The sequence below is a fragment of the Streptomyces sp. NPDC005423 genome, from assembly GCF_040606415.1.
In the GTDB taxonomy this organism is placed as follows: domain Bacteria; phylum Actinomycetota; class Actinomycetes; order Streptomycetales; family Streptomycetaceae; genus Streptomyces.
Window position 1 is genome coordinate 76156 of sequence record NZ_JBEXET010000028.1, and the last position, 25349, is coordinate 101504.

Annotated in this window: 21 protein-coding genes and 1 pseudogene; 11 read left to right on the forward strand and 11 right to left on the reverse strand. The window is 73.8% G+C overall.

Annotation, left to right across the window (positions count from 1 at the left end):
• Window positions 1-95: 95 nt before the first annotated feature.
• Window positions 96-1601 carry an FUSC family protein gene (locus tag ABZT12_RS26330; RefSeq protein ID WP_356388986.1) on the reverse strand — a complete coding sequence of 502 codons (1506 nt, stop codon included), beginning with the start codon at window positions 1599-1601 and terminating at the stop codon, window positions 96-98.
• 167 nt (window positions 1602-1768) lie between these two features.
• Between ABZT12_RS26330 and ABZT12_RS26335 the strand changes: the two genes are divergently transcribed.
• Both ABZT12_RS26335 and ABZT12_RS26340 read left to right on the forward strand, forming a co-directional pair.
• The gene (locus tag ABZT12_RS26335; RefSeq protein WP_356388988.1) at window positions 1769-2245 is read left to right on the forward strand and encodes an Lrp/AsnC family transcriptional regulator; all 477 of its coding nucleotides are present in this window, start codon (window positions 1769-1771) and stop codon (window positions 2243-2245) included.
• Between the two features lie 31 nt (window positions 2246-2276).
• Complete coding sequence (locus ABZT12_RS26340; protein WP_356388990.1) at window positions 2277-2978, forward strand: HAD family phosphatase; 702 nt, start codon at window positions 2277-2279, stop codon at window positions 2976-2978.
• Between the two features lie 79 nt (window positions 2979-3057).
• Here ABZT12_RS26340 and ABZT12_RS26345 read toward each other — a convergent pair whose 3' ends face one another.
• Genes ABZT12_RS26345 through ABZT12_RS26360 form a run of 4 tightly spaced genes read right to left on the reverse strand, consistent with a single transcriptional unit; the run spans window position 3058 to window position 7931 of the window.
• Window positions 3058-4182: an XdhC/CoxI family protein gene (locus tag ABZT12_RS26345; protein ID WP_356388992.1), complete on the reverse strand. Its 1125-nt coding sequence runs from the start codon at window positions 4180-4182 to the stop codon at window positions 3058-3060.
• Window positions 4175-6340: a xanthine dehydrogenase family protein molybdopterin-binding subunit gene (locus tag ABZT12_RS26350; protein WP_356388994.1), complete on the reverse strand. Its 2166-nt coding sequence runs from the start codon at window positions 6338-6340 to the stop codon at window positions 4175-4177. The genes ABZT12_RS26345 and ABZT12_RS26350 overlap by 8 nt, the downstream gene beginning before the upstream one ends.
• A complete protein-coding gene (locus ABZT12_RS26355) occupies window positions 6337-7329 on the reverse strand; it encodes a xanthine dehydrogenase family protein subunit M (protein WP_356388996.1) in 993 nt (330 codons plus the stop codon). The genes ABZT12_RS26350 and ABZT12_RS26355 overlap by 4 nt, the downstream gene beginning before the upstream one ends.
• A complete protein-coding gene (locus ABZT12_RS26360) occupies window positions 7326-7931 on the reverse strand; it encodes a 2Fe-2S iron-sulfur cluster-binding protein (RefSeq protein ID WP_356388998.1) in 606 nt (201 codons plus the stop codon). Before ABZT12_RS26360 ends, ABZT12_RS26355 begins: the two co-directional genes overlap by 4 nt.
• A gap of 273 nt (window positions 7932-8204) precedes the next feature.
• Here ABZT12_RS26360 and ABZT12_RS26365 point away from each other — a divergent pair, with 273 nt between their 5' ends.
• The 3 genes from ABZT12_RS26365 to ABZT12_RS26375 all read left to right on the forward strand — a co-directional run bounded on the left by ABZT12_RS26365 (window position 8205) and on the right by ABZT12_RS26375 (window position 11327).
• A complete protein-coding gene (locus ABZT12_RS26365) occupies window positions 8205-8783 on the forward strand; it encodes a TetR/AcrR family transcriptional regulator (protein WP_356389000.1) in 579 nt (192 codons plus the stop codon).
• A gap of 85 nt (window positions 8784-8868) precedes the next feature.
• Window positions 8869-9549, forward strand: a complete 681-nt coding sequence (locus tag ABZT12_RS26370) for a class I SAM-dependent methyltransferase (protein WP_356389002.1) — start codon at window positions 8869-8871, stop codon at window positions 9547-9549.
• 149 nt (window positions 9550-9698) lie between these two features.
• On the forward strand, window positions 9699-11327 hold the full coding sequence (locus tag ABZT12_RS26375) for an ATP-binding SpoIIE family protein phosphatase (protein WP_356389026.1): 1629 nt from the start codon (window positions 9699-9701) through the stop codon (window positions 11325-11327).
• A 19-nt stretch (window positions 11328-11346) separates the two neighbouring features.
• Here the strand turns inward: ABZT12_RS26375 and ABZT12_RS26380 are convergent, their stop codons facing one another.
• Entirely contained in the window at window positions 11347-12828 is a 1482-nt protein-coding gene (locus ABZT12_RS26380; protein WP_356389028.1) for an MFS transporter, read from the reverse strand.
• 205 nt (window positions 12829-13033) lie between these two features.
• Entirely contained in the window at window positions 13034-16405 is a 3372-nt protein-coding gene (locus ABZT12_RS26385) for a BTAD domain-containing putative transcriptional regulator (protein WP_356389004.1), read from the reverse strand.
• A gap of 193 nt (window positions 16406-16598) precedes the next feature.
• On the opposite strand from ABZT12_RS26385, the gene ABZT12_RS26390 reads away from it, so the two are divergent.
• Both ABZT12_RS26390 and ABZT12_RS26395 read left to right on the forward strand, forming a co-directional pair.
• Complete coding sequence (locus tag ABZT12_RS26390; RefSeq protein ID WP_356389006.1) at window positions 16599-17291, forward strand: hemerythrin domain-containing protein; 693 nt, start codon at window positions 16599-16601, stop codon at window positions 17289-17291.
• Window positions 17292-17295: 4 nt separating this feature from the next.
• Window positions 17296-18231, forward strand: a complete 936-nt coding sequence (locus ABZT12_RS26395; RefSeq protein WP_356389008.1) for a pyridoxamine 5'-phosphate oxidase family protein — start codon at window positions 17296-17298, stop codon at window positions 18229-18231.
• Here ABZT12_RS26395 and ABZT12_RS26400 read toward each other — a convergent pair.
• Window positions 18213-19442 carry a cytochrome P450 gene (locus tag ABZT12_RS26400; protein ID WP_356389010.1) on the reverse strand — a complete coding sequence of 410 codons (1230 nt, stop codon included), beginning with the start codon at window positions 19440-19442 and terminating at the stop codon, window positions 18213-18215. The genes ABZT12_RS26395 and ABZT12_RS26400 overlap by 19 nt on opposite strands.
• 103 nt (window positions 19443-19545) lie before the next feature.
• Between ABZT12_RS26400 and ABZT12_RS26405 the strand changes: the two genes are divergently transcribed.
• On the forward strand, window positions 19546-20142 hold the full coding sequence (locus tag ABZT12_RS26405) for a hypothetical protein (RefSeq protein ID WP_356389012.1): 597 nt from the start codon (window positions 19546-19548) through the stop codon (window positions 20140-20142).
• 69 nt (window positions 20143-20211) lie between these two features.
• Here the strand turns inward: ABZT12_RS26405 and ABZT12_RS26410 are convergent, their stop codons facing one another.
• Together ABZT12_RS26410 and ABZT12_RS26415 are read right to left on the reverse strand one after the other, a co-directional pair.
• Complete coding sequence (locus ABZT12_RS26410) at window positions 20212-20904, reverse strand: M24 family metallopeptidase (protein ID WP_356389014.1); 693 nt, start codon at window positions 20902-20904, stop codon at window positions 20212-20214.
• Between the two features lie 160 nt (window positions 20905-21064).
• Window positions 21065-21916: a LysR substrate-binding domain-containing protein gene (locus tag ABZT12_RS26415; RefSeq protein WP_356389016.1), complete on the reverse strand. Its 852-nt coding sequence runs from the start codon at window positions 21914-21916 to the stop codon at window positions 21065-21067.
• A gap of 80 nt (window positions 21917-21996) precedes the next feature.
• Here ABZT12_RS26415 and ABZT12_RS26420 point away from each other — a divergent pair.
• Together ABZT12_RS26420 and ABZT12_RS26425 are read left to right on the forward strand one after the other, a co-directional pair.
• Window positions 21997-22197, forward strand: a pseudogene (locus ABZT12_RS26420) (cupin domain-containing protein); the annotation flags it as partial.
• Between the two features lie 38 nt (window positions 22198-22235).
• The gene (locus ABZT12_RS26425; protein WP_356389018.1) at window positions 22236-22598 is read left to right on the forward strand and encodes a DoxX family protein; all 363 of its coding nucleotides are present in this window, start codon (window positions 22236-22238) and stop codon (window positions 22596-22598) included.
• 148 nt (window positions 22599-22746) lie between these two features.
• Here ABZT12_RS26425 and ABZT12_RS26430 read toward each other — a convergent pair whose 3' ends face one another.
• Window positions 22747-23574, reverse strand: a complete 828-nt coding sequence (locus ABZT12_RS26430; RefSeq protein WP_356389020.1) for an aldo/keto reductase — start codon at window positions 23572-23574, stop codon at window positions 22747-22749.
• 607 nt (window positions 23575-24181) lie between these two features.
• Here ABZT12_RS26430 and ABZT12_RS26435 point away from each other — a divergent pair.
• Complete coding sequence (locus ABZT12_RS26435; RefSeq protein ID WP_356389022.1) at window positions 24182-25246, forward strand: B12-binding domain-containing protein; 1065 nt, start codon at window positions 24182-24184, stop codon at window positions 25244-25246.
• Window positions 25247-25349: the final 103 nt, after the last annotated feature.

Sequence of the window (25349 nt, forward strand, 5' to 3'; positions counted from 1 at the left end):
TCGGTCCGTGCTGTCGGGGGTGACCGTAGCAGTCGGTCACGATGGGTCTAGACCAAAGCCCGCGGTGGGCGAGGGGTTTGGTCCCGGCCGGCGGTTCAGGGGCCGACGAGCGGGGAGCGGGTGGGGGCGCGCAGGGGCTCGGCGAGTTGTACCAGGGCATGTTCCAGGCCGTGGAGGTGGGCGAGCGCGGGCTCCGCCGGCGGGCGGGCGCCGACCGTGGCGGCGTTCGCGGTCGCGAGTGACGTCTCGCCGTCGGTGAGTGCCTCCACCGCCGCCTCCACCCGCCAACAGGCGGCGGCCAGCCTGGCGTCGTGGGAGGCCTCCGGGTCGGCGGCCACGGCGACCAGGCCGCGGATCTCGCGGGCGCAGTCGTCGAGCAGCGCGAGCACCCGGCGGGCGCGCCGCCTGCGGCCGGGCATCGGGCTGAGCGGGTGGACGAGCGGCGCGACGGAGAGCCGTACGCGTCCCAGCAGGTGTTCCAGTTCGGCGACGCGCGGGGCGGGGTCGGCGTCGGGGTCACCGGCGAGGCGGGCGGCGGTCTCGGCGGTGCAGGCGTGGACGCAGCGCAGGGCGCGCTGGATCCAGGCGTCGGTGGTGGTGTGCGTGGTCACCGGGAGGACGAACAGCACGGCCAGGACCGCGCCGACCGCCCCGATCCCGGTCTCCGCGAGCCGCAGGGCCAGCAGCGCGGGGCTCAGCACGCCGAGCAGGCCGTAGAGGAGGTCCGCCAGGAGGGTCACCGAGAGCATCATCCAGGTGTAGGAGACGGCGGCCGAGTAGAAGATGCCGAAGACGCAGAGTGCGACCAGGAGCGCGGTCGGGACGACGGCTCCGTGCACCGGGACGGCGACGAGCAGGCCGAGGCCGATGCCGAGGACGGTGCCGAGGACCCGGCGGAAGCCGCGGACGAGGGTCTCGCCGCGCGAGGCGGTGTTGACGAAGATCCACCAGGTGGCGCCGACGGCCCAGTACCAGCGCTGCCCGGACACCAACTGGCCCACCACGAGGGCGAAACCGGCGCCCGCCGTCGCCTGGACCGCCTGCCGGGTGGTCGCCCGGGCCAGGCCGCGGCCGGCCGGTGGGGCGGGTACGGCAGGCGGGGGCAGCCGGCGTTCGTAGCACCAGAGGCCGAAGCGGACCGTCGCCGCGGTGACCACGGAGAGGGTCAGAGCGGCGTACAGGATGGGCAGTTGGGCCGTGGTGGCGTGCAGGAACTGGGCGATGAAGAAGGTCATGAACGCGAACACGCCGATGCTGTGGCCGCGCGGTCCCCAGCGGCGCGCGTACACGCCCGCGCCGACCACGGCGAGGAAGGTGAGGTCGCGGGCGAGGGGGTGGTCGTGGAGTGCGGCCGCCGCGGCGAGCACCGGCAGGCCCGTGCAGGGCAGCAGCGCGGTGGTGAGGGCCTGTCCGCGCACGGTGGCGTCGGCGACCGTGAACAGGGCGAGCAGCGCGGCGAGTCCGCCGGTGACGATGCCCGCGAGGGACTGTCCGGTCAGGCCGCAGACGGCCACGGCCAGACCGATGCCGAGGACGGCCCGGGCGGCGAAGCGCAGCCGCGCCCGCCCCGGGTCCGGTGCCACGAAGACCTTCTTGAGCACTGCCCACCCGCCCCTTGTGGAGATCCGCACGAAAAAGGCGCCGCGGGGATCCGCAGCGCCATCGACCCGACCATCACAGCATCACCGGGGCCCCTGGCTCAACCGACCCTCTCCGCACTGGGCCATTGGCACAGTCGTCGGTTGTGAGCCATTGGTACAGTCGGTCCATGACCGTGGACGGACTCGACACCCGCATCCTGCGCCTCCTCCTGGAGCAGCCGCGCACCAGTGTGCGGGAGTACGCCCGCGTCCTCGGTGTCGCCCGAGGCACACTCCAGGCCCGGCTGGACCGGCTCGAACGGGACGGTGTGATCACGGGCACGGGTCCTTCGCTCTCGCCCGCCGCGCTCGGTCACCCGGTGCTGGCGTTCGTCCACGTCGAGGTCACCCAGGGGCATCTCGACGACGTGGGGGACGCGCTGGCCGCCGTACCGGAGATCGTGGAGGCCTTCTCGATCACCGGCGGCGGCGATCTGCTCACCCGGGTCGTCGCCCGGGACAACGCGCATCTGGAGGACGTGATCCAGAAGCTGATCAGCATGCCGGGTGTCGTCCGCACCCGTACGGAGGTGGCGCTGCGCGAGCGGGTCCCGCACCGGCTGCTCCCGCTGGTGGAGTCGATCGGCCGAGCGGCCGGGAAGTGACCCCGGGGCGGCCCTTGGCATGCTGGACGGCATGAGCGAACTCGGCGCCCTCTCGGTCATCTTCGACCTCGACGGAACACTGGTGGACAGCGAGCCGAACTATTACGAAGCATGTCGGCAGACCCTCGCCGAGCAGGGCGTCCCGGGTGCGGGGGGCTTCTCCTGGGCCGACCACGAGCGGTACCTCGGGATCAGCACCCGGGAGACGCTCGTCCTGCTGAAGCGGCGGTACGGCCTGCCCGCGCCGGCGGAGGAGCTGCTCGCCGCCACCGACCGCCACTACCTGGAGCTGGCCCGCACCGCCACGCGCGCGTACCCGGAGATGCGGACGTTCGTGGAGCTGCTGGCGGCCGGCGGGGTGCCCATGGCCGTCGCCTCCGGATCGTCGCCGGCGGCCGTCGAGGCGGTCCTGGCCGGCACGGGGCTGGACGCGTATCTGCGCACGGCCGTGTCGGCGGAGGAGGTGGCCCGCGGCAAGCCCGCGCCGGACGTGTTCCTGGAGGCGGCCCGCAGACTCGGCGCGGACCCGGCGGACTGCGTGGTCCTGGAGGACGCCGCCCCGGGCGTGGCCGCCGCCCACGCGGCCGGGATGCGCTGTGTCGCGGTCCCCTACGTGGCCGAGCAGGCGGACGGGCCCGGGTTCGCCACGGCCCAACTGCTGCTGCGCGGCGGCCAGTCGGAGTTCACCGCGCGGAGGGCGTACGACTGGCTCTCGGCCCGGAAGAACGGCTGAGCACACTCGCGCCCCACCCCGGCGACCGGCGACACCCCTGTGACCCGAGTCCCGCCCGCCCCGCACGTCCCGGCCGCGGTCACGCCGCGGGGACCCGGCGGTCCGCTCGGTGGATCGGCTCCGCCGAACCGGTCAGCGGCGCACCCGAGCCGCCGTTGCGCACCGCGATGATCTCGGCCGCGATCGACAGGGCCGTCTCCTCGGGCGTCCGGCCGCCGAGGTCGAGGCCGATCGGGGAACGCAGCCGGGCCAGCTCGCGGTCGCTCACGCCGGCTTCCCGCAGTCGCCGGTCACGGTCCTCGTGGGTGCGGCGCGACCCCATGGCGCCGACGAAGGCGACCGGCAGCCGCAGGGCCTCGCGCAGCAGCGGGATGTCGAACTTGGCGTCGTGGGTGAGGACGCACAGCACGGTCCGCTCGTCGGTCGCCGTGCGCAGCAGGTACCGGTGCGGCCAGTCGACGACGATCTCGTCCGCGTCGGGGAAACGGTCCCGGGTGGCGAACACGGGCCGGGCGTCGCACACCGTCACCCGATAGCCGAGGAAGGCGCCCGCGCGCACCAGGGCCGCCGCGAAGTCGACGGCACCGAACACGATCATGCGGGGCGGCGGCAGGCTCGACTCGACGAACAGGGTCAGTCCGCCCGGGCAGTGCGAGCCGTCCGCCGAGAGTTCGACCGTGCCGGTGCGTCCGGCGGCCAGCAGTGCGCGGGCCTCGGCCGCCGCGGTCCGGTCCAGCGGGGGACGGCCGCCGAGGCCGCCCTCGTACGAGCCGTCGGACCGGACCAGCAGCGCCCGGCCGAAGAGACCGGACGGGCCACGGGCCACCCGGGCGAGGGCGACGGCCTCGCCCCGGCCGGCCGCCGCGAGGGCCGCCCCGACGACGGGGTCGCCGCCGTACACCGGGGTGACCAGTACCTCGACGACCCCGCCGCAGGTGAGTCCGACGGCGAAGGCGTCCTCGTCGCTGTAGCCGAAGCGTTCGCGGACCGGCTCGCCGTCCTGGAGCGCCTGCACGCAGAGGTCGTAGACCGCGCCCTCGACGCAGCCGCCGGAGACCGAACCGACGGCCGTGCCGCGGCTGTCGACGGCGAGAGCGGCGCCGGGGCCGCGCGGCGCGCTGCCCCCGACGGTCACCACGGTGGCGACGGCGAAGTCCCGCCCCTCCTCGCTCCAGCGCGCCAACTCCGGTGCTATGTCAAGCACGTGACCCTCCGTCAACTGCCCCCCGCGCTCCGGGGTCCGCTTCCGCGCCGAGGACCCGGTCGGGCCGGATCGGCAGGTCGCGGTGGCGGACGCCGGTGGCGTGCCAGACGGCGTTGGCGATGGCGGCGGCGGCTCCTACGACGCCAATCTCGCCGATGCCCTTGATGCCGACGGGGTCGTCCGGGTCGGGGTCGTCGACCCAGTCGGCCGCCACGTCCGGCACGTCGGCGTGGGCGGAGAAGTGGTAGTGGGCGAAGTCGGGGCCGACCTGGGCGCCGGACGCCGGGTCGCGGGTCGCCTCCTCGTGCAGGGCCATGGAGATGCCCCAGATCATCCCGCCGACGAACTGCCCGCGTGCGGTGAGCGGGTTGACGATCCGGCCGGCGGCGAACATGCCGAGCATCCGCCGCACCCGGACCTCGCCGGTGGTGACGTCCACGGCGACCTCCGCGAACTGGGCGCCGAAGGAGTGCCGTTCCTTCTGGGTGAGGGAGGCGACGGCTTCCGTGGTGTCGGAGCGCGCGGTGACGCCCTCCGCGGGAATGTCGCCGCCCAGGGCGAGTTGCTCCCGCAGGTCGGCGGCGGCCCGCATGACCGCCCAGGCCCAGGAGCGGGTGCCCATGGAGCCGCCGGCGAACATCGCGACGCCGAGGGCGCTGTCGCCGATGTGGACGAGGACGCGGGCCGGTTCCACCTCCAGCGCCTCGGCGGCGACGAGGGTGAGCGCGGTGCGCGCGCCGGTGCCGATGTCCGTCGCGTTGATCCGCACGGTGAAGGTGCCGTCCGCCTCCGCCGTCACGGCCGCCGTGGAGGGGCCCACGCCCGCGAAGAAGCTGGCCGCCGCCGTGCCGGTGCCGAGCAGCCAGCGTCCGTCACGGCGCCGCCGAGGACGCGGATCGCGGTCGGCCCAGCCGAAGCGGCGGGCGCCCTCCTCGAAGCAGGCGACGAGGTTGCGGCTGCTGAAGGGGAGTCCGGAGACCGGTCCGGCCGTCGGTTCGTTGCGGACCCGCAGGGCGATCGGGTCGACACCGCACTTCTCGGCGAGTTCGTCGAGGGCGGACTCCAGCGCGAACGAACCCGGCGCCTCGCCCGGGGCGCGCATGAAGGTGGGGGTCGGCACGTCGAGCCGTACGACGCGGAAGACGCTGCGGACGGTGTCGGCGGCGTACATCGGACGTCCGAACGCGGCGCTGGGCTCGACGAATTCGTGCACGGTCGAGGTGCGGCTCAGGGACTGGTGGTCGAGGGCGCGCAACCGTCCGTCGGGGTCGGCGCCGAGCCGGACGCGTTGCACGGTGGGACTGCGGTGGCCGACCAGCGAGAACATCTGACGCCGCGTCAACACTACGCGGACCGGGCGCTGGAGGACCGTGGCGGCCATCACGGCGGCCACCTGGTGAGGACGGACGCCCTTGGACCCGAAACCGCCGCCGACGTGCTCGGAGCGCACCCGCACCGAGGCCGGGTCGAGGGAGAAGAGCTGGGCGAGTTCGGCGGCCACCCACACGGTGCTCTGGTTGGAGTCGAACACGTCGAGCCGGCCGGCCTCCCAACGGGCCGTCGCCGCATGGGGTTCCAGCGGGCTGTGATGCTCCTCGGGGGTGGTGTACTCCTCGTCCACCACCACGGCGGCACCGGCGAGGGCGGCGTCCACGTCGCCCTTCACCACCTCGGGCTCTCCGATACGGGAGCTCTCCGGGGTGTAGGCGTCCGGGTGGCCGGCGAAGAAGGCGATGTCGTGCGGCTCCTCGTCGTACTCGACCACCAGGCTCTCGGCGGCCTCCCTCGCCTGCTCGGAGGTCTCGGCGACGACCAGGGCCACCGGCCAGCCCACGTACGGCACCCGGTCGTGCTGGAAGATGCCGAGAACCGGGTCGGGGGCTCCGATGACGCCGACGTAGTCGGTGTTGACGCGGGGCGCGGTCCCGTGGTGCAGGACGGCGAGGACACCGGGCATGGCGAGCACCGGACCGTCCTGCACCGCCCGGATCCGGCCGCGGGCGATGGTGGACAACACCAGCCAGCCGTGGGCCAGTTGGTCGAAGCGGAACTCGCCGGCGTAGCGGGCGGCGCCGGTGACCTTGGACCGGCCCTCCACACGGGTGTGCGCGGTGCCGAGGGTGCCCGTCACCCGGGCCGCCCGGGTCGTGGTGGTCATCGGGCGGACTCCTCGGTGAGTTCGGTCAGTACGGCCACGATCAGGTTCCGCACCAGCGTGACCTTGTAGGCGTTGTCCCGCAGCGGCTCGGCCGCCGCCAGTTCGGCATCGGCCGCCGCGGCGAACTCCGCGGCGTCGGCCGGCCGGCCGAGCAGGGCCCGTTCGGCGGTCCGGGCCCGCCACGGCCGGGACGCCACCGCTCCGAGGGCCAGGCGTACGTCGCGTACGACACCGTCCTGTACGTCGAGGGCGGCGGCGACCGAGCCGATCGCGAACGCGTAGGACGCCCGCTCGCGCACCTTGCGGTAGCGCGAGACGGTGGCGACCGGGGCGGCCGGCAGGGTCACACCGGTGATCAGGGCGCCCGGCGGCAGGGCGGTCTCACGGTGCGGGGTGGAGCCGACCGGGAGGTAGAAGTCGGCGAGCGCCAACTCGCCCGGCCGGTCGGCGGTTTGATACGAGACGACGGCGTCGAGGGCGGCGAGGGCGACCGCCATGTCCGAGGGGTGGGTGGCCACGCAGTGCGCGGAGGCGCCCAGGATCGCGTGGTTGTGGTGCTCGCCGGTGCGAGCGGAGCAACCACTGTCCGGAATCCGCTTGTTGCAGGGGCGCGTCAGGTCGGTGAAGTAGGCGCAGCGGGTGCGCTGGAGCAGATTGCCGCCCACCGTGGCCATGTTGCGCAGCTGGCCGGAGGCGCCGGCGAGGACGGCCTGGCTCAACGCCGGGTAGCGGCGGCGTACTTCGGGGTGGGCCGCGAGGTCGCTGTTGGTGACGGTCGCCCCGATCAACAGGCCGCCGTCCGGGGACGGTTCGATGCGGTCCAGGGGCAGTTCGCGTACGTCGACGAGGCGCTCCGGACGTTCGACGCCGGCCTTCATCAGGTCCACGAGGTTGGTGCCGCCGCCGAGGTAGCGGGCGTGGGGGACCGCGTCGAGCAGGGCGACCGCGCCGGGGACGTCCAGGGCGCGCCGGTAGTCGAACTCCCTCATGCGGCACTCTCCTTGAGCTCGGTGTCCCGGTCCTCGGCCGGTCGCTGCCCGGCCGGTCGCGGGTGCTCCTCCGGTCGTTCCCCGGCCGCCCGGGCGACCGCCCGCACGATGGACACGTAGGCGCTGCACCGGCACAGGTTGCCGCTCATCCGCTCGCGGATCTCGTCCGGAGTGAGCGGTGGCGGCCCGGCTTCGGGCCGGACGTCGGGGGTGACGGCGCTGGGCCAGCCCGCCGCGTGTTCCTCGATCACCGCGACGGCCGAACAGATCTGGCCCGGCGTGCAGTAGCCGCACTGGTAGCCGTCGAGGTCGAGGAACGCCTGCTGGACGGGGTGCAGCGCGCCGTCCTCGGCCAGCCCCTCGACGGTCGTGACGGCACGCCCCTCGGCGGCGACCGCCAGTTGGAGGCAGGAGAGGATCCGGCGGCCGTCCAGCAGCACCGTGCAGGCGCCGCACTGGCCCTGGTCGCAGCCCTTCTTCGTGCCCGTGAGGTCGAGCCGCTCACGCAGGGCGTCGAGCAGCGTGGTCCGGTGGTCGACGGGCAGCGTGTGCTTCTCGCCATTGATGTCCAGGGTGATGACGCCGGACGTCGTTGGGGCCATGAGCAGCCTTCTTTCGCGGGCATGGGGCGCGTCGAAGTCGAACGAGGGGATCCCTGGAGTCGTGGGGCGCGCGGTACAGGCCGGCCGGCGACCGGTTCCGGCCATGCGCGCAGACCGTTTCTGCCAGTAGAGTGGACTCCAAGCGGACAGCTGTCCGTTCCTGTGAAACCTAACGGACACCTGTCCGCTTTCACAAGGCCGACCCCGCCGCGATTTCCGGCCGTCCGGATCTCCGGCGCGCCCCGATGTCCCGGACACCCGGAAGGAGGACGAGTGCGCGAAGCGAACGACGTTCCCCAGCGCTCGGACGCGCAGCGGAACCGCGAGCGGATTCTCGAAGTGGCCCTGGCGGAGTTGACGTTGTCGGGCGAGGTGCCGCTGAGCGCGATCGCGAAGAAGGCGGGCGTCGGACAGGGCACCTTCTACCGGAACTTCCCCAACCGGCAGTCCCTCGTGCTGGAGGTCTACCGCCACGAGATGAGCCAGGTCGCGGACGCTGCGCGGCAGTTGCTCGACACCTGTCCGCCGGAGCGGGCGCTGCGCGAGTTCATGGACCGTCTCGCCCGGTTCGCGATGGCCAAGGCCGGTCTGGCCGGTGCGCTGCGGCACGCGGCCGGCGGCTCCGGCGCCCCGGCCCGCCCGGGCCACGGCGCGGTGACGGAGGCCGTCGATCTCCTGCTGCGGACGAACGAGGAGGCCGGCACCATCCGCCCCGGCGTCACCCCCGAGGACTTCTTCCTCGCCATCGCGGGGCTGTGGCAGATCGACCCGGCCGGCGACTGGCAGGCCCGCGCCGGACGCCTCCTCGACCTCGTCATGGACGGACTGCGCTCCGGCGCCCCCGGGGGCTGAGCGCGGCCCCTGCGCCACCTCGCCCCAGGGCCGCTCCTCGCGCACTTGTGGGAGAATCCACTATGCGCGTCGAAAGGCTGCTTTCGTGACAAACAGTGACATCGAGGCCGCGTACCAGAAACTTCGGCCGGACCGCGCAGGTCAGGCCGAGGCCTTCGACGCCATCGGCGACCGCTACGACGAGGCCTTTCCGCACAAGGAGGGGCAGCTCTCGGCCGGCGAGTGGCTGACCGGCGCCCTGCGTCCGGGCTCCCGGGTGCTGGACCTGGGCTGCGGCACCGGGGTGCCGACCTCGCTCCAGCTCGCGGACGCCGGGTTCGACGTCGTCGGCGTCGATCTCTCCCGGCGGATGGTGGAGCTGGCGGGCGGGTACGTACCGGCGGCCACCTTCCACCGGCTGGACCTGGCGGAGCTGCGTCCGGGCGGGCCCCGCGACCTGGGGCGCTTCGACGCCGTGGCGGCGTTCTTCTCGCTGCTGATGCTGCCGCGCGCGGAGATCCCGCTCGCCCTGCGGACGGTGCACCATCTGCTCGTACCCGGCGGACTCTTCGTCCTGTCCATGGTCGAGGCAGATGTGGACGACTTCAGGATCCCGTTCCTCGGCCACACCATCCGGGTCTCCGGCTACCTCCGGGATGACCTGCGCCGGGTGATCGAGACCGCCGGGTTCGAGATCGTACGGGAGGACTCGTACACCTACGCCCCGGCCATCGCCGACGTGCCGCCCGAGGAGCAGGTCTTCCTCTGCTGCCGCCGGCGGGACTGAGCCGAGCCGAGCCGTCCCGGACGGCGGACCACTGGATGGGACCGAGACGCGTGACGGAGCACCTCACCCCCCGGGCGCGCGGGACACCCCCGCCGCAGACCGACCGGCTGCGCTACCTCGACGTGGCGACCCGGCGGATCGCGCGCGGGATGGATCTGGACGAGACCCTGCGGGAGCTGCGCCAGGCGGCCGTCCCCGCTTTCGCGGACGCGATCGTGATCCATCTGCACGATCCGCTGCCCGTCGGCGACGAGAAGTCGGCCGCGTCCGTCGTCCTCCAGCTGCACAGCGTCGAACGGGCGCCGGAGAGCCGCACCGCGCTCCTGCTGCCCCGCCCCCTGTACGCGAACGTCACCGAGCGGGTGGAGGTGGCCGCCGGCGGCCGGCTCGCGCCGCTGCTGCTCGCCGGCCGGCCGGCGTTCGGTGACGCGGCGGGCGTCGCGCCCGCCGTCGCGGAGCTGCTCGGCCGGGCGGCCACCTCGCCGGGGGCGCTGCCGCCCGGCCGCAGACTGGTCGTCGCGCCGCTGCGCGGTCGCCACCACGTCATGGGCACCGTCGTCCTGCTGCGCCGCCCCGACCGTCCGGTCTTCACCTGCGACGACCTGCTCGTCGCCTCCCAGCTCGCCACCCACACCGCGATCGGCGTGCAGAAAGCCGTCATGTACGGCCACGAGGCGTCGGTCGCGGACACCCTCCAGCACACCATGCTCCCGACCTCGCTCCCCGAACCGACCGGGATCCGGCTGGCCAGCCGGTATCTGCCCGCCTCGAAGACCGCGCAGGTCGGCGGCGACTGGTACGACGCGATCCCGCTGCCCGGCAACCGGGTCGCGCTGATCGTCGGGGACGTCATGGGCCACTCCATGACCTCGGCCGCGATCATGGGTCAGCTGCGCACCATCGTGCAGACCCTCGCCGGACTCGACCTGCCCCCGCACGAGGTCCTGCACCATCTCGACGAACAGGCCCAGCGGCTCGGCAGCGACCACATCGCGACCTGCCTCTACGCCGTCTACGACCCGATCGCGCACCGGCTGCTGATGGCGAGCGCGGGCCACCCGCCCGGCGTCCTGCTGTACCCGGACGGCCATGCGGAGGTGCTCCGGGTACCGCCCGGTGCGCCGATCGGCGTCGGCGGTGTCGCCTTCGAGTCCGTGGAGATGCCGGCGGTCACCGGAGCCACCCTGGTGCTCTACACCGACGGTCTGGTGGAGTCCCGCGCGACGGACGTGGGCACCGGCGTCGAGAGGTTGCGGGCCCACCTCCAGGAGACCACCCACCTGCACGGCACCCTTCCCCTGGACGGGCTGTGCGACCGGGTTCTGCAGGCCCTGGTCCCCGGCGCCCGGGACGACGACATCGCGATGCTCACCGCCCGCTTCGCCGGCTTCCCGCCGGACAGCGTCGGCTACTGGTTCCTGGACCCCCACCCGCTGACGGCGGGCCAGGCCCGGCGGCTCACCCGCCGCGCGCTGGTCCGCTGGGGCCTGGACGCCCTGCTCGACTCGACGGAGCTGATGGTCAGCGAGGTCGTGACCAACGCCGTCCGCTTTGCCGGCCGCCCCATCGCGCTACGGCTGCTGCGTACGGACGTGCTGCGCTGCGAGGTCACCGACGACTCGCCCCAGATGCCCCGGATGCGGCAGGCGGCGCCCGGCGACGAGGGCGGCCGGGGCCTGTTCCTCGTCGACCGGCTGGCGCTGCGCTGGGGAGCGACCCGGCTGAGCACGGGGAAGGTCGTCTGGTTCGAGCAGCGGATACCGCGAGAGGGCAGGTAGGCCCCCGTGGCCGCGCGGGTCACACCGGGCCGGGGTCCGGGCCGCCCTGGAGCCGTGCCAGGTCGGAGGGGCGGACCTGGATGACCAGGACCGCGATCAGCGCGGCGACGAGGGTGAAGACGGCCGCCATGACGAAGGCGGCGGACACCCCGGCGGTGAGGACCTGGTCGGACCAGGGCGCCGGCAGCTGCCCGGTGCGCCGGAAACGGAGACGTTCGGCGGGGGTGGCCTGCGCGAGGAACCGCGGGATCTGCTGGCGCGCCTCGCTGCGGCCGGCCGTCCCGAACATGGTGACCAGGATGGAGAGTCCGAGTGAACCGCCCACCTGCTGCGTGGCGTTGAGGAGCCCGGAGGCCGCGCCGGTCTCCCGGGTGGGCACGTTGGACAGCGCCATCAACGTGAGCGACACGAACTCCATGCCCATGCCGAGGCTGAAGACGAGCATCGGGCCCAGGATGCTGCCCGCGTAGGTGGAGTGCACGTCGGTCAGGGTCAGCCAGCCGAGGCCGCCCGCCGCCAGGACCGCGCCGGCCACCAGGAACGGCTTGGGACCGAACCGGGGCAGCAGCCGCGAGGCGAGCCCGGCGCCGACCGCGATGAGAGCGCTGACCGGCAGGAACGCGAACCCGGCCGCCAGCGGGCTGAAGCCGAGCACGTCCTGCACGAACAGGGTGAGGAAGAAGAACATGCCGAAGATCGCGGCGGAGAGGCTGAGCATCATCCCGTAGGTGCCGGCGCGGTTGCGGTCGGCGAACATGTGCAGCGGCGTGATCGGCTGCCGGGACCTCCGCTCGACCAGCACGAACAGGCTGAGGACGACGACGGCCGCGGCGAACGACGCCAGCGTGTACGGATCCCGCCACCCTTCCTGGGCGGCCCGGATGAACCCGTACACCAGCAGCACCATGCCGACGGTGGAGGTCAGCGCGCCGGTGAGGTCGAAGTGGCCCGGGTGGCGCGGGGATTCCCTGATCCAGCGGGGAGTGGCGAGGACGATGAGGATGCCGATCGGCACGTTGACGAAGAGCACCCACCGCCAGTTCAGCCACTCCACGAGCATCCCGCCGGCGAGCAGACCGATCGCGCCGCCGCCCGCCGAGACCCCGGCGAAGACCCCGAACGCCCGGTTGCGGGCCGGGCCTTCGCCGAACGTCGTGCTGATCAGGGCGAGGGCGGTCGGGGAGGCGATGGCGCCGCCGACACCCTGGAGGGCGCGGGCGGCGAGGAGTTGACCGGAACTCTGGGCCAGTCCCCCGAGCAGCGAGGCGAACACGAAGAGCAGCACGCCGAAGACGAGCACCCGCCGTCTGCCGAGGATGTCGCCGGCCCGGCCACCGAGCAGCAGCAGCCCGCCGAAGGTGAGGGTGTACGCGTTGACGACCCAGGCGAGGCCGGTGGTGGAGAACCCCAACGCGCTCTGGATGTGCGGCAGCGCGATGTTCACGATGGTGATGTCCAGCACGACCATGAGCTGACAGGCCGCGATGACCAGCAGGGCCATGCCGTGTCCGCCGCCCCCGGAGTCCGGGGCGGCGGTCTGTGCCGGTGAGGCCGGCTGCGGGCTGCTGGTCATGGTGGGGTCGCACTCCGGGGTCCGGAACCCCGCGAGGGGCCGGCCGGCGGTCAGTCCGCCGGTTCCACCACTCGACCGTACGCCCGCGTCCCGGGGGTCACCACTCGAACTCCGGGACACGGGCGCGCGGCCGTCAGGTCGCGAAGGTCCGGCGCCGGTCGCGGTCCCGGGCCAGGTCGGCGGCGGCCCGGCGCGCCCGGTCGACGAGGTGGGGCGATGCCCAGGCGCGCGCGGTGCGTTCGGCCAGCGCGTAGTTCTCGGCCGCGGCGGAGTCCTCGCCGAGCAGCCGGTACAGGTCGGCGAGGGCGTGGGCCAGCGGCCGGGTCGCGTAGGCGCCGCCGGCCGCGCCGCCGAGTTGTTCCCGGACCGGCAACAGCCGCGTCGCCAGGGCGGCGGCGCTGTCCAAGTCGGCGTAGATGACGGCGAGTTCGGCGCGGAAGTCGAGTTCCATGCCGTACAGGTGGTCCGTGACGGGGGCCGGGGGGCAGCGCACCTCCCGGGCCTCGTCGAGTCGGCCCAGGCGCGCCAGGATGAGGGCGAGGGCGACCCCGGTGGCGGGGCCGACGGTCTCGTACACCTCGCGCATCACCGGCTCGATCTCGGCCGTACGGTGCTGGGCGAGGCGGATGGTGGTCAGGCCCAGCGTGCGCAGGCCCTGGGCCTGGTGGGAGCCGACGCGCCGGAGCAGGGCGTCGGCCTCGGCGTACCCGGCCTCCGCCACGTCGAACCGGCCGGTGACGGTGGCCAGCATGGCCGTGGTAGCGGCGCCCAGGCCCTCGGCCCACCGCATCCGGTAGCGGTGCGCGAGCGCGAGTCCCTCGGTGGTGTGCCGGCGGACGGCGGCCGGGTCGTTGAGGGTGGCGGCGGTCATGCCGTCGAGGTGTTCGCAGACCCAGCGGTAGGCGGGCAGGTCGTGGTCGTGGGCGAGCCCTCGCAGTTCGGCGACGAGCGGGGTGCGTGCGGCGGTGTGCGCCTCGTGCGGCAGGAGCCTGGCGGAGGTCATCAACGCGGCGGCCAGCAGGCGGGGTTCGCCGTTGGCGCGGGCGAGGGCGAGCTGGGTGCGGGCCGCGTCCAGCGCGCGCGGCGCGTCCTCGGCCCCGGCCGCGTCGACGAGAACCTGCAACACCCGGGCGCGGGTGGGCCCGTCGAGGCCGGTGTCGGCGGCCAGTCGCTCGAGGCGGGCCAGCGTGGTGCGGTCGTAGAACCCCTCCAGCCTGCTCCGCCAGGGGGAGGGTTCGGTCCAGGCTCCGTAGACGGCGGCGGCCAGGTCGTCCCGGTCGGTCCGCTCGGCCAGTTCGACCGCCCGCTGCCGGGTGCGCCGCGCCGCCTCGGTGGACCCCGCCCGGATCTGCGCGCCGAGCAGCCGCACCAACAGCCCGGTCGCGGAATCGGGTCGGGCGTCGAGACCGCCCGCCGCGACGGTGTGCACCTCGATCGCCTGCTCGATGAGCTGTACGGCGACGTCGTGGGCGTAGCGCCGTTCGGCGGCCTCGGCCGCGCGCAGGGCGTAGTCGACGGCGAGCGGGGCGTCCGCGGTGCTGCCCGAGTGGGCGAAGTGGTGGGCCAGGGCGGCGAGTTCGTCGGGGCGCCGGACGCGCAGCGCCCGCGCGATCCGGGCGTGCAGCCGGGCACGGCGTACCCCGGAGAGGTCGGTGTAGACGGTGTCGCGGACCAGTGCGTGCACGAACCGGACGCGCCCTGGCCCGGGTTCGGTCAGCAGGTCAGCGGCGAGTGCCGCGTCGAGCCCTTCCAGCACCTCGTCCTCGTCCGCGTCGGCCGCGTCGACCAGCAGCGCCACTTCGGTCTCCAGACCGGCAACCGCCGCCAGCCGTACGGCGGTTCGGGCACCGGCGGGCAGCAGGGCGAGGCGTCTGCGCAGGATGTCGCGGACCCCCTGCGGGACTTCGGAGACCGCGACCAGAGCGCCCTCGCTGGCCAGCAGCCGGGCGCTCTCCAGGACGTAGAACGGATTGCCGCCGGTACGGTCGGAGAGCGCCCGTACGGTCCGCGCGTCGACGGGTTCGCCGCAGACGGCGTCGACCACGGTGGCCACGTCCTGCGGCGGCAGCCCACGGAGCGCGATCCGGTGCGGGGCCGCGGGTGCGAGGTGGGCGAGGGTCTTGACCAGGTGGTCCCCCACCTCGGCCGGGCGGTAGCAGGCGACCGTGAGAAGGGGTACGCCGGTGACGGCGACCGCGGCTTCGAGGAGGGCGAGGGTCTCGCCGTCGGCCCGGTGCAGATCCTCCAGGACGACGGCGAGCGGCCTGCGCTCGGCCGCCGCACGCAGCCAGGCGGCGAACGCGCGGTGCATCCGGAAGCGTCCGGTGGTCGCCTCGTCGCGGGTGGCGGCGGCCACGCCGTCCGGCTCGCGCAGCAGCGCGGCGAGCTCCTCGGGCCGCGCGGGAGGGGTGTCGCGGGCGAGCGCGCCGAGCGCCTCCACCCACGCCCAGGCGGGCGGTGCGCCCTCGGACTCGGGGCAGCGTCCGACCACGACCCGCCAGCCGTCGGAGCGCAGCCGGCCGGCGAACCGGTCGAGGAGGGCGGACTTTCCGGCGCCTGCCTCGCCGGTGACCAGCACCGTGCCGCCGGTGCGGCGGGCGGTGCGGGCGGCGGCCTCCAGGGCGCGGAGTTCGCCGCTGCGGCCGACGAAGAGGTCGTGGTGGTGCCGGCTCCGCTCGGCCCCGGCTGCGGCCGTCGTACGCCAAGCCGCTCCTTGTGGCGCGGACTTGGCCGGGGCCGAGGTGAACGCGCCGAGCAGGTCCCGCCGTTGGGTGAGGACGGCGTGTTCCAGCTCGGCCAGGGCGGGGCCGGGGTCGCAGCCGAGTTCGTCGCGGAGCAGCTTGGTGGCGCGGCGCAGGGTGGCCAGGGCGTCGGCCTGACGGCCGCCGGCCCACTGGGCGAGGGCGAGCAGCCGCCAGCCTTCCTCCCGCAACGGGCTCTCCCGGACGGCGAGTTCGGCCGAGAGGGCGGCCTCGGCGGGCCGTCCGGTGCGGAGGTCGGCCGTGGCGGCGAGTTCGCGGGCCTCGGCGCGCAGTCCGGTCAGCCGGGCCACGGCGGTCGCGGTCCACGGCTCGTCGGCGTGCTCGGCGAAGGCCGGTCCCTGCCACCAGCCGAGCGCCTCGGCGAGCAGTTCGCGGGCCTCCTCGGCCGGCGCGGTACGGGCGCGGCCCACCCGTTCCTCGAACCGCCAGGCGTCCACCGCCTCCTGGGGCAGCCGCAGGGCGTAGCCGGGCGGAGCGGTGACCAGGACGGACGCCGGGGTGCGCGGCGGCCGGCCGGGTTCGAGGGAGCGGCGCAGGTTGGACACGTAGGCGTGCAGGGACACCGTCGCCTTGGCGGGCGGTGTCCCCCGCCACAGTTCCTCCGTCAGCCGGTCGACGGGCACGACGTCGCCGCGGGCCGCTATCAGCAGCGACAGGACGGCCCGTTGCCGCGGGGTTCCCAGTGCGACCGGTCTTCCCTCGGCTTCGGCGCCCAGCGAACCCAGGACTCGAATACGCAGCACGCCGCGGGAATCTACCCGAGCCGTCGGCCAACGCCGTCAACAGACGATAAACGAGCTCTCCAACTGCCCTGTCGGGGAGGTTGCTTGGGGTGCGGTGGAGGTGCCAAGACGGGTGCCAAGTGGACGCCAAGCGCACGGCGGAACCCTGAAAGCTGTCGCCGGTATCTGTACCTGATCGTTGGAGCAAGCAAGCGTGTCACCCAGCAGCACGACCGACCAACTGCCCGTTGCCGGGCGCCCGTACACCCACGAGATGGTCGTGGTCCACCGCGCCTTCCGCCGCGAGTCGGCGTACCTGCCCCGGCTGGTGCGCGCCGTGCCCGACGGCGCGACGGCTCGCGCCACGAAGGTCGCCGACCACGTACGCGCCTACCTGGCGGGTCTGCACAGCCACCACTCGGTCGAGGACGAACTCGTCTGGCCGTGGCTGCGCGAACGCACCGCCGGTGACGAGGTGTTGATCGACCGGATGGAGGAGCAGCACCAGCGCATCGACCGGAGCTTCGAGGCCGTCACCGAGTGGGTGTCCGCCTGGGAACGGGTCGCCGACCCGGTCGCCGGGGAGGAACTGGCGCTGGCGCTGGACGAACACCGCGCCGCGCTCCTCGAACACCTCGACGACGAGGAGGAGGTGGTGCTCCCACTGGTCGCCGCGCAACTGACGGTCGCCGAGTGGGATGTGGTGGGCCGCCGCGGACTGGAGCAGATCCCCAGGAACAGGCTCCTGTTGACGCTCGGCGCCATTCTGGAGGACGCGACACCGGAGGAACGCGCCTACTTCCTCGGCCGGACCCCGCTGATCGGCCGGGTGCTGTGGCAGGTCGTCGGCCGGCGCCGGTACGCCGCCGCCTGCCGGGCCTTGCGCGGCCCGCTGGACGGGGAGTAGGACCGTGACCGTACTCGACGCGGTCCCGCTCGACGCGCTGGACGCGTACCGCACCTGTGAGTTCGTCACCCTCGGCCGGGACGGCACGCCGTTGGCCTGGCCGACGTCCGCCCGGCGCCAGAAGGACGGGACGCTGCTGCTCTCCACCTCCCTGGCGTTCGCGCAGAAGGCGCTGAACATCCGCCGCGACGGCCGTGTGGGCCTGCTCTTCTCCGACCCCACCGGCAGCGGCCTCGCCGAGGCCCCGCAGATCTTCGTCGGCGGCCTGGCCGAGTGCCCCGACACCGTGCTGACGGGCCCCCGGGGTGCCGAGGACTACTCGCGGACCCTCTTCGAGCGACAGCCGCACAGCCGGTCCTACGTCGCCGCTCCGCTGCGGCCGCTGACGTACTGGTACTACCTGCGGCTGCTGATCACCGTCACCCCCGAACAGGCCTTCGTACGACCGCCGTTGGGGACGTCCACCGCTCCGGTGCGGTCCGTCGCGCGGAACGGCCGTCCGCTGCCGGGAGAGGCCCGGCTGGCCGAGTTCCCGAGCGCGGTGCTGGCGGCGCGCGCCCCCTCCGGAGCGCCGGTCCTCGCCCGTACCCGCCCGGTCCCGACGGACGACGGCTACGCGCTCGCACTGCCCGCCGACTGCGCGGCGGCCCCGGGCCCCGCCTCCCTGCTGGTGCACCGGCACGACGAGCGGCTGAACCACCTGCACAACGCCCTTGTCCGGGGCCGGCTGGAGTCGGTCGGCGACGGTTGGCTCCTGATTCCCGCCACGGTGGTCGAACCGATGGGCACCGGACGCCCGGCCGACGCCGTCCGTCTTCTGCGCCGCACCCGCCGGGCGACCGACCGCTACCTGGCACGGCGCGGGCTGGACCGGCCTCGCGTCCAGTGGGCGGAGTTCAGGGAACTGGCCAGGGAGGCGCGTCAGCGCGACAGTTCCTGACCGGTGCCGACGTCGGCCCCGTCCTCGGCGTCATCCGCGCCCTCGACGTCCCACAGCACGTGCAGTGCCGGGGGTTTGCGGAAGACCAAGCCCTCCGGGGCGGCGGGCCGGGCCGGGTCGAGGCGGAGGGCGGGGAGCCGTTCGAGCAGGTGCTTGAGGGCGATACGGGTCTCCAGGCGGGCCAGGTGCGCGGCGAGGCAGTAGTGCGGGCCGTGGGCGAAGGCGAGCTGGAGGCGCGCGTTGTCGCGGCGGACGTCGAACCGGTCGGGGGCGGGGAAGACCGCCGGGTCGCGGTTGGCGCCGGCGAGGGAGACGACGACGAGGTCACCACGGCGCACGGCGACAGGACCGAGGACCGCGTCACGGGTGGCGTAGCGGTCCACGACGGCCGCGCCGGGTTCGAGGCGCAGCGACTCCTCGATCGCGGCGTCCAGCAGGCTCGAATCGGCGCGGACCAGAGCGAGTTGGTCGTGGTTTCCGAGAAGGTGCAGGAGCGCGTTGGTGATCATGCCCTCGGTGGTCTCGATGCCCCCGAACATCAGCACCGCCGCGTTGGACGCCACCTCGGACGGTGTCAGCCGTACGGCGGCGGCACCGAGGAGGGAGGCCGTGCCACTGCCGGCCACGGTGGCATCGACGGCGGCCCGCAGCCGGGCGTAGGCCGCGGTGCCCGCGGCCGACGGCTCGTGTCCGGCGGTGATGTCGGAGACCGAGCGCACGATGGCGTCGTACCAGGAAAGCACCGTGGCCGCGGTGGTGCCGACCAGCCCGAGCGCCTCGGTCACCACGGCGACGGCGAGCGGGCCGGCGAAGGCCCGCCGCACGTCGCCGGCGCCGACGGGTCGCAGGGTGCTGACGAGCCGGTCGGCCTCGCCCTCGATGAACGCGGCGAAGCCGTCGTGCACCGCCCGGGGGCGGAACGGCGCCGTGAAGGGCTCGCGGTGCCGGGTGTGCTCGTCCCCGTCGAGCGACAGCATGCTCGGCCCGACGACCCGCGCCGTGGAGAACCGGGGATCGTCGACGGTGAACGCCCCCGCGTCCCTCATCACTTCGAGTGCCAGATCCCGCCGGGTCACCAGCCAGGCACCCAACTCCGGTACCCAGGAGACGGGTTCGCGCGCACGCAGCAGCGCAAGCCGCGGGTGCGGGTCCCGGGCCAGCTCGGCGAGCGTGGTCGCGGCACCGAGCGGGAAGGCGCCGGCGCCGCTCATCGCGGAGCCGGGCCGGGCACGGGACGGCCGGTCACTGTGATCACAGTGCAGGCTAACAACCGGTCCCGGAACGCGGCATGGCAAGGTGTGCACGGTCGTGCACATGCGGTTGTCGAGGGAGAAGTTCGTGGACACGCGGGTCTGGGACACAGTGGTCGAGTCGTTGAAGAGCGCGTGCGCGGCGGACCTGGCCGAGGGCGCGGAGCCGCGGCCGGTCATCATGCCGTTGGTCCGGGGGGAGTTGGTCGGGCTGGTGTGGCTGCGTCCGGTGCGGTCCGGGCAGGACGCGGTCACCGGGATCGTCGAGCTGTCGAACGTGGCGGCGGCGGCCGGGGCCGACGAGGTCGTGCTCGCCTGGGAGACCCGGCATGTGGCGGCCCTCTGCGGTCTTCCGGCCGACGGCCCCGAGCCGTGTCTGAACCTGGTGCACGCGACCAGGGACGGCCATGTGCTGCACCGGTTCCCCTACACGGAGCAGGTGCTGCCCGGGGGTTCGGAGGGCGGTGGCTCCGTCCGGCCCGAGTGGCGTCCCGCGCCGGAGCCGGTGGCGGGCGGCGAGTTGGCCGCGCCGGTGCGTGCCGCCGTCGACTACTCCTTCACCCCCCTCGACCTCGACCACCCCTCCCCCTTCGGCGTGGTCGTCGTCCTGATGGAACAGGACGGCTACCGCGTGCGGCTCGCCGACGCGTTCGCCGCCTGAGGCGGTCCGCGCGACCGTGTGCCGCGCGGGCCGCGACCTGCTCGGCCCGCCCCAGGACCGGCCCAGCGCTCAGCCGAGGGTGAGCAACTCCTCGTAGAAGCCGCCGAACTCCCGCTGCCTGTCGATGAGATGGATCTCCAGGATCCAGTGGCAGCGGCGTCCGGACTTGTCGGTGCGGCGCACCGGGGTGTCGTTGGCGGGGGTGATGTACGACTCGACGTGCGCGCCCTCGATGGTCTCGTGCGGGAACTCGCCGACCAGGTGTCCGGCGTGCCAACCCCCCAGCTCCCAGCCGGACTCGGCGGCCAGCCGCTCGACCTCGGCGTACAGCCGCGCTCCGGTGATGTCCGGATCGGCGTCGAAGAAGGCGCGGCCGGCGGCGAAGATCTTGGGCAGGTCGTCGCGCAGCCGGTGTTTGACCGGATCGTCGCCGAGCACGAAGGTCCGCCCGAAGTCGGCCTCGTACTCCTCGAAGATCGGCCCGAAGTCGGCGAAGACGATGTCGTCCGCGCCGATCACCCGGTCCGGCGGGTTCTCCCGGTACGGCTTCAGCGTGTTGCGGCCGGAGCGGACGATCCGCTTGTGCCAGTGCCGGACCGTGCCGAACATCTCGTTCGCCAGGTCCCGGACCTGGTCGCTCACCGCCCGCTCGCCCTCGCCGGGCGCGATCAGTCCGCGTCGGCCGATCTCCGCGAAGAGCCGCTCGGCCTTCGCCTGCGCGTCCAGCAAGCGTGCCGCGCGCGTGGGTTCGTCATCCGCCATGGGCCGAACGTAATCGTCCGGATCATCAGCGGCAACGTGATTCCCACCGAACGGCGCGGGCGCGCCCACCGCCGTGGCCGACAATCGCCCCGCTGCGCCAGCGCGTCGCGCCCCTGACATCGGCGGGACCGGCCGGCGTCCGTGATCGATCGCCGGGTGCTCAGCGGCGGTACGCGGTTGTCGCGATCTCGACGAAGGAGCGGATCAACGGGTTGGTGTCACCCTCGTTCCACACCGCCACCACCCGGCTCGGCGCCATGTCGGTCAGCGGCACCATGGCCAGCTCGGCGGGGAGCTCGTGGCCGAGCGGGGCGAGGCCGACCGTGCCGTTCCAGAGCACGGCTTGCAGGCACTCCTGGACGACGCGCACCACCGGACCCTCGCGCGGCTCGCCGCCGTTCCAGTACGACTGCCAGAGCGGGTCCGTCCCCGGCGGGAACCGGAACCAGCGGCGGTCGCCCAGCTCGGCCAGGAGCAGGCGGTCGCGGCCGGCCAGCGGATCGTCGGCGCGCAGCACCGCGCCCACCGGATCGCTGCGCAGCTCGCGCACCGTCAGAGCCGTCTCGTCGAACGGCGCCCGGGTCAGGGCGACGTCGACCAGCCCGGCGCGCAGCCCGCAGGTCGGGTCGGTCAGGTCGGTGTCGCGGACGCGGATGTCGATGCCGGGGTGGGTCCGACGGTAGGCGGCGGCCAGCCTCGTCGCTCCCGGGTCGGTGCCGTCGCCCAGGATGCCCACGGTGACGGCCGCGCCGTCGGCCGCCGCTGTCACGCGGACGCGGACGCTGTCGGCATGGCCGAGCAGCGCCCGCGCCTCGTCGAGCAGCACCGACCCGGCCGGAGTGAGAGTGACGCCGGCAGGACAGCGGGCGAACAGCAGGGCACCGATCTCGGTCTCCAGCCGTTTGATCGCCCGGCTCAGCGGCGGCTGGCTCATGTGCAGGCGGGTGGCGGCCCGGCCGAAGTGCAGTTCCTCAGCGACCGCGACGAAGTAGCCCAGGGTGCGTAGCTCCACGCTGCAACGATATCCACAGGGTATCGGCGGCGCGGAACAGATCTTGGACAGCCGCTCGGACCGGGCGGTTACCTCGGCGCATGACCGACGAAGCGCTGACCAGCGCACCACAGCCCGACCCCGCCGTAGGGGTGGTCGGTCCCGAGGACGGCGAGACGATCGTCCTGGGCAGCACGCGCACCCGCGTCCTCGAAGACGGCAGCCATACCCCGCACCGCCTCGCGCTGGCCGGGTCTGCCCTCGCCCCGCACACCCCCGGACCGCCGCGGCACCGCGCCGCCCACCGGTCGCCCGCGGCCACCGGCCGCGGAGAGGGATCATGACCATCGCGTACTGGATCCTCGCCGGGCTGCTCTCCCTCTTCTACGTCTACGCGGGCGCGACGAAGGTGATCCGCAGCCGCGATCGACTCCGCCCGATGATGGCCTGGGTCGACCGCATGCCCCTGGCCGCCGTCAGAGCGCTGGGGACGGTGGAGGTACTCGGCGCGACCGGGCTGATCCTGCCGCCGCTGACCGGTGTCGCGGCCTGGCTGGCGCTGGGGGCGGCCGCCGGGTTCGTGCTCTTGCAGGTCGGTGCGACCGCCGTCCACCTCACCGGTGAGGATCGCCAGGTCACCCTCAACGTCGTGCTCCTCGCCGCCACGGCCGTGATCATCTGGCCGGCCACGACCTGGCTGTGACCGAGGACGGTTTTCGCGGCGCGTCGGTTGTCGGCCCGAACTCCCCACGCCCGCCGCTGACTTGTGCCCACGGCGGGCCGGGCGGGCGCGCCCGGCGCTCGCGAACCGCCCGGGAAAGCCCTCGGCGGTGCTGTCGGTGCGTCCGTGGTCAGCCGTTGAAGCGGTCGGGGTCGGGCCCGGTCCGCTCGTCGCGGTTGAGTGCGGAGATCTCGCCGAGGTCGCCCTCGCTCAGCTCGAAGTCGAAGAGGTCGAAGTTCTCCTCGATGCGCTTCTTCGTCGCGGACTTGGGGAAGACGATGTCCCCGCGCTGGATGTGCCAGCGCAGCGTCACCTGGGCGGGCGACCTGCCCACTCGCTGGGCGATGCGGTTGATGGTCGGGTCCTCGAGCACCTTGCCCTGCGCGATGGGCGACCAGGCCTCGGTGGCGATGCCGTGCTCGGCGTCGACGGCCCTGACGTCGTCCTGCGTGAGGTAGGGGTGCACCTCGATCTGGTTGACCGCGGGGACCACGTCGGTGCTCTCCAGCAGCCGGCGCAGATGGTGGGGCTGGAAGTTGGAGACACCGATCGCCTTCGCCCGGCCGGAACGGTAGATCTCCTCCAGCGCCTTCCAGGTCTCCACGAAGTCGCCCCGGCCGGGCAGCGGCCAGTGGATGAGGAAGAGGTCCAGATGGTCGAGGCCCAGCTCCTCCAGCGACCGGTCGAACGCCTGGAGCGCGTCGTCGTGCGCATGGGCGCCGTTGTCGAGCTTGCTGGTCACGAAGACGTCGGCGCGGTCGAGCCCGGAGTCCCGGACCGCCTGGCCGACGCCCTTCTCGTTGCCGTACATCTGGGCCGTGTCGATGTGCCGGTAGCCGGCCTCCAGCGCGGCCAGGGTCGTCTCCCGCGTCTCCTCCGGCGGAATCTGGAAGGTGCCGAAGCCGAGCTGGGGAATCCGTACGGCGTTGTTGAGGGTGATGTCGGGTACTGCGGTCACGGTGGCTCCCTGTGTCGCTGTCTCGCGGGCGGAGGGACGGACGTCCGGGCTGCTCCCCGTTCACCTCTTCCGCAAGACATGGGTTGGGTCTGGTCGGTTCGGTACCGGTTCCGGGGGCGACCGAGTGTGATCGGCGCAGCAACGCCCCTTGGACCGTCCTGCTCGGATTCACCCGATTCGCGCCCGCCAAACCCTGTCGCGCGGAACCGTACGGAACAGGCCGGTTCGCCGGTCGCCGCCGCCTCCTCACCGGCCGCGTCCTCCCGGACCCGGGCTGCCACCTCCGAGGGCGCGGTCCTCGTCCGGTGCCGCGCCGGCCAGGACGGCCTCCTGGGGCAGTCCGGGGGTGTCACGGACCGCCTCCTCTGCGCCAGTCCGCCGCCGCGACGGCACCCCGTGGGTCTCCTCGCGGTCGGCCTCGGTCAGCGCGCCGCGCACGGCGCCGCCCGAACCTCCGGACGGCGGGGCCGGAGCCGGTTGCGCGGACGACGGGGGTGAGAGATGGTTGTCGGACGGCAACAATCTTCTTCGAGTCGATGAGGTGAGGGATTCGCGCAGCGAGTCCTCGACATGTGGTGAACGGCCACCCTCGGGGCAGGTTCACCGCATGAGCACCCGGGCCGCGCAGCCCAGCGGTGACGACCGGCTCCGGCAGTCGGCCGCCGAGCTGTGGGACGCCGTCTCGGCCGGCGACGAGCACTCGGCCACCGGCGCGGTGCTGCGCGCCCTGGAGGACGGCGCCGACCCGGAGAGCGTGCTGCTGGACGTGATCGCCCCGGTGCAGGGCCAGGTCGGCCTGGAGTGGGCCGCCAACCGCCTCAGCGTGGCCCAGGAGCACGCGGCGACCGCCATCAACGAACGGGTCGTCGCCGCACTCGCCCTGCACCCCGCCGCCCGCACCGACCCCTCGCGCGGCCGGATCACGGTGGCCTGCGTCGACGGCGAATGGCACGCGCTCCCCGCCCGCCTGCTGGCCGAGGTGCTGAAACTGCGCGGCTGGCAGGTGGACTACCTCGGCGCCCAGGTCCCCTCCGCACACCTCATCACCCACCTGCTCCTCACCGACGCCGACGCGGTCGCCCTCTCCAGCTCGATCGCGACCCGGCTGCCCACCGCCCACGCGGCGATCACCGCCTGCCAGGCGGTCGGCGTACCCGTGCTCGTCGGCGGAGCCGCGTTCGGACCCGGCGGCCGCTACGCCCGTCTGCTCGGCGCCGACGCCTGGGCCCCCGACGCCCGCGCCGCGGCCGACCGGCTCGCCCGGTCCCCGCTGCCGCGCCCGCGCCCCGACCACCAGCAGCTCGACGACCTGCCGCACCTGGCCGACCAGGAATACACCCTGGTCGCCCGCGGCAGCGCCTCCCTGGTGCGCACCGCGTTCGCCGCGCTGGAGGACGCGTTCCCCGCCACGCGCACCTACAGCGACACGCAGCGCGAGCGCCTCGCGGAAGACCTCGCGCACATCGTGGAGTTCCTCGCCACCGCCCTGTACGTCGGCGACGCGGAACTCTTCACCGGTTTCATCAGCTGGACCGCCCAGGTCCTCACCGCGCGCGGTGTGCCCGCGCAGAGCCTGCCGCCGGCCCTGGACATCCTGGCCTGCGAACTCAAGGACTTCCCGCGGGCCACCCGCATCCTCAGCAGCGGCAGGGCCCAACTCGCCGCGCGCTAGTGCTGTGGCCGGGAAGGTTCACCGGCTCGCGACGCCCGGCACGGCACCTCGCCGCGTTGTCGCATCACCCGAGTACATCCAGTACGCGGGCAATGCTCCGCCT

Coding starts and splice junctions, on each gene's coding strand:
- ABZT12_RS26335 (WP_356388988.1), top strand. CDS start 1,769: ATGACCGTGGACGGACTCGACACCCGCATCCTGCGCCTCCTCCTGGAG.
- ABZT12_RS26340 (WP_356388990.1), top strand. CDS start 2,277: ATGAGCGAACTCGGCGCCCTCTCGGTCATCTTCGACCTCGACGGAACA.
- ABZT12_RS26350 (WP_356388994.1), bottom strand. CDS start 6,340: ATGACCACCACGACCCGGGCGGCCCGGGTGACGGGCACCCTCGGCACC.
- ABZT12_RS26355 (WP_356388996.1), bottom strand. CDS start 7,329: ATGAGGGAGTTCGACTACCGGCGCGCCCTGGACGTCCCCGGCGCGGTC.
- ABZT12_RS26360 (WP_356388998.1), bottom strand. CDS start 7,931: ATGGCCCCAACGACGTCCGGCGTCATCACCCTGGACATCAATGGCGAG.
- ABZT12_RS26375 (WP_356389026.1), top strand. CDS start 9,699: ATGGATCTGGACGAGACCCTGCGGGAGCTGCGCCAGGCGGCCGTCCCC.
- ABZT12_RS26380 (WP_356389028.1), bottom strand. CDS start 12,828: ATGGCCCTGCTGGTCATCGCGGCCTGTCAGCTCATGGTCGTGCTGGAC.
- ABZT12_RS26400 (WP_356389010.1), bottom strand. CDS start 19,442: ATGAGCGGCGCCGGCGCCTTCCCGCTCGGTGCCGCGACCACGCTCGCC.
- ABZT12_RS26405 (WP_356389012.1), top strand. CDS start 19,546: ATGCGGTTGTCGAGGGAGAAGTTCGTGGACACGCGGGTCTGGGACACA.
- ABZT12_RS26410 (WP_356389014.1), bottom strand. CDS start 20,904: ATGGCGGATGACGAACCCACGCGCGCGGCACGCTTGCTGGACGCGCAG.
- ABZT12_RS26425 (WP_356389018.1), top strand. CDS start 22,236: ATGACCATCGCGTACTGGATCCTCGCCGGGCTGCTCTCCCTCTTCTAC.
- ABZT12_RS26435 (WP_356389022.1), top strand. CDS start 24,182: ATGAGCACCCGGGCCGCGCAGCCCAGCGGTGACGACCGGCTCCGGCAG.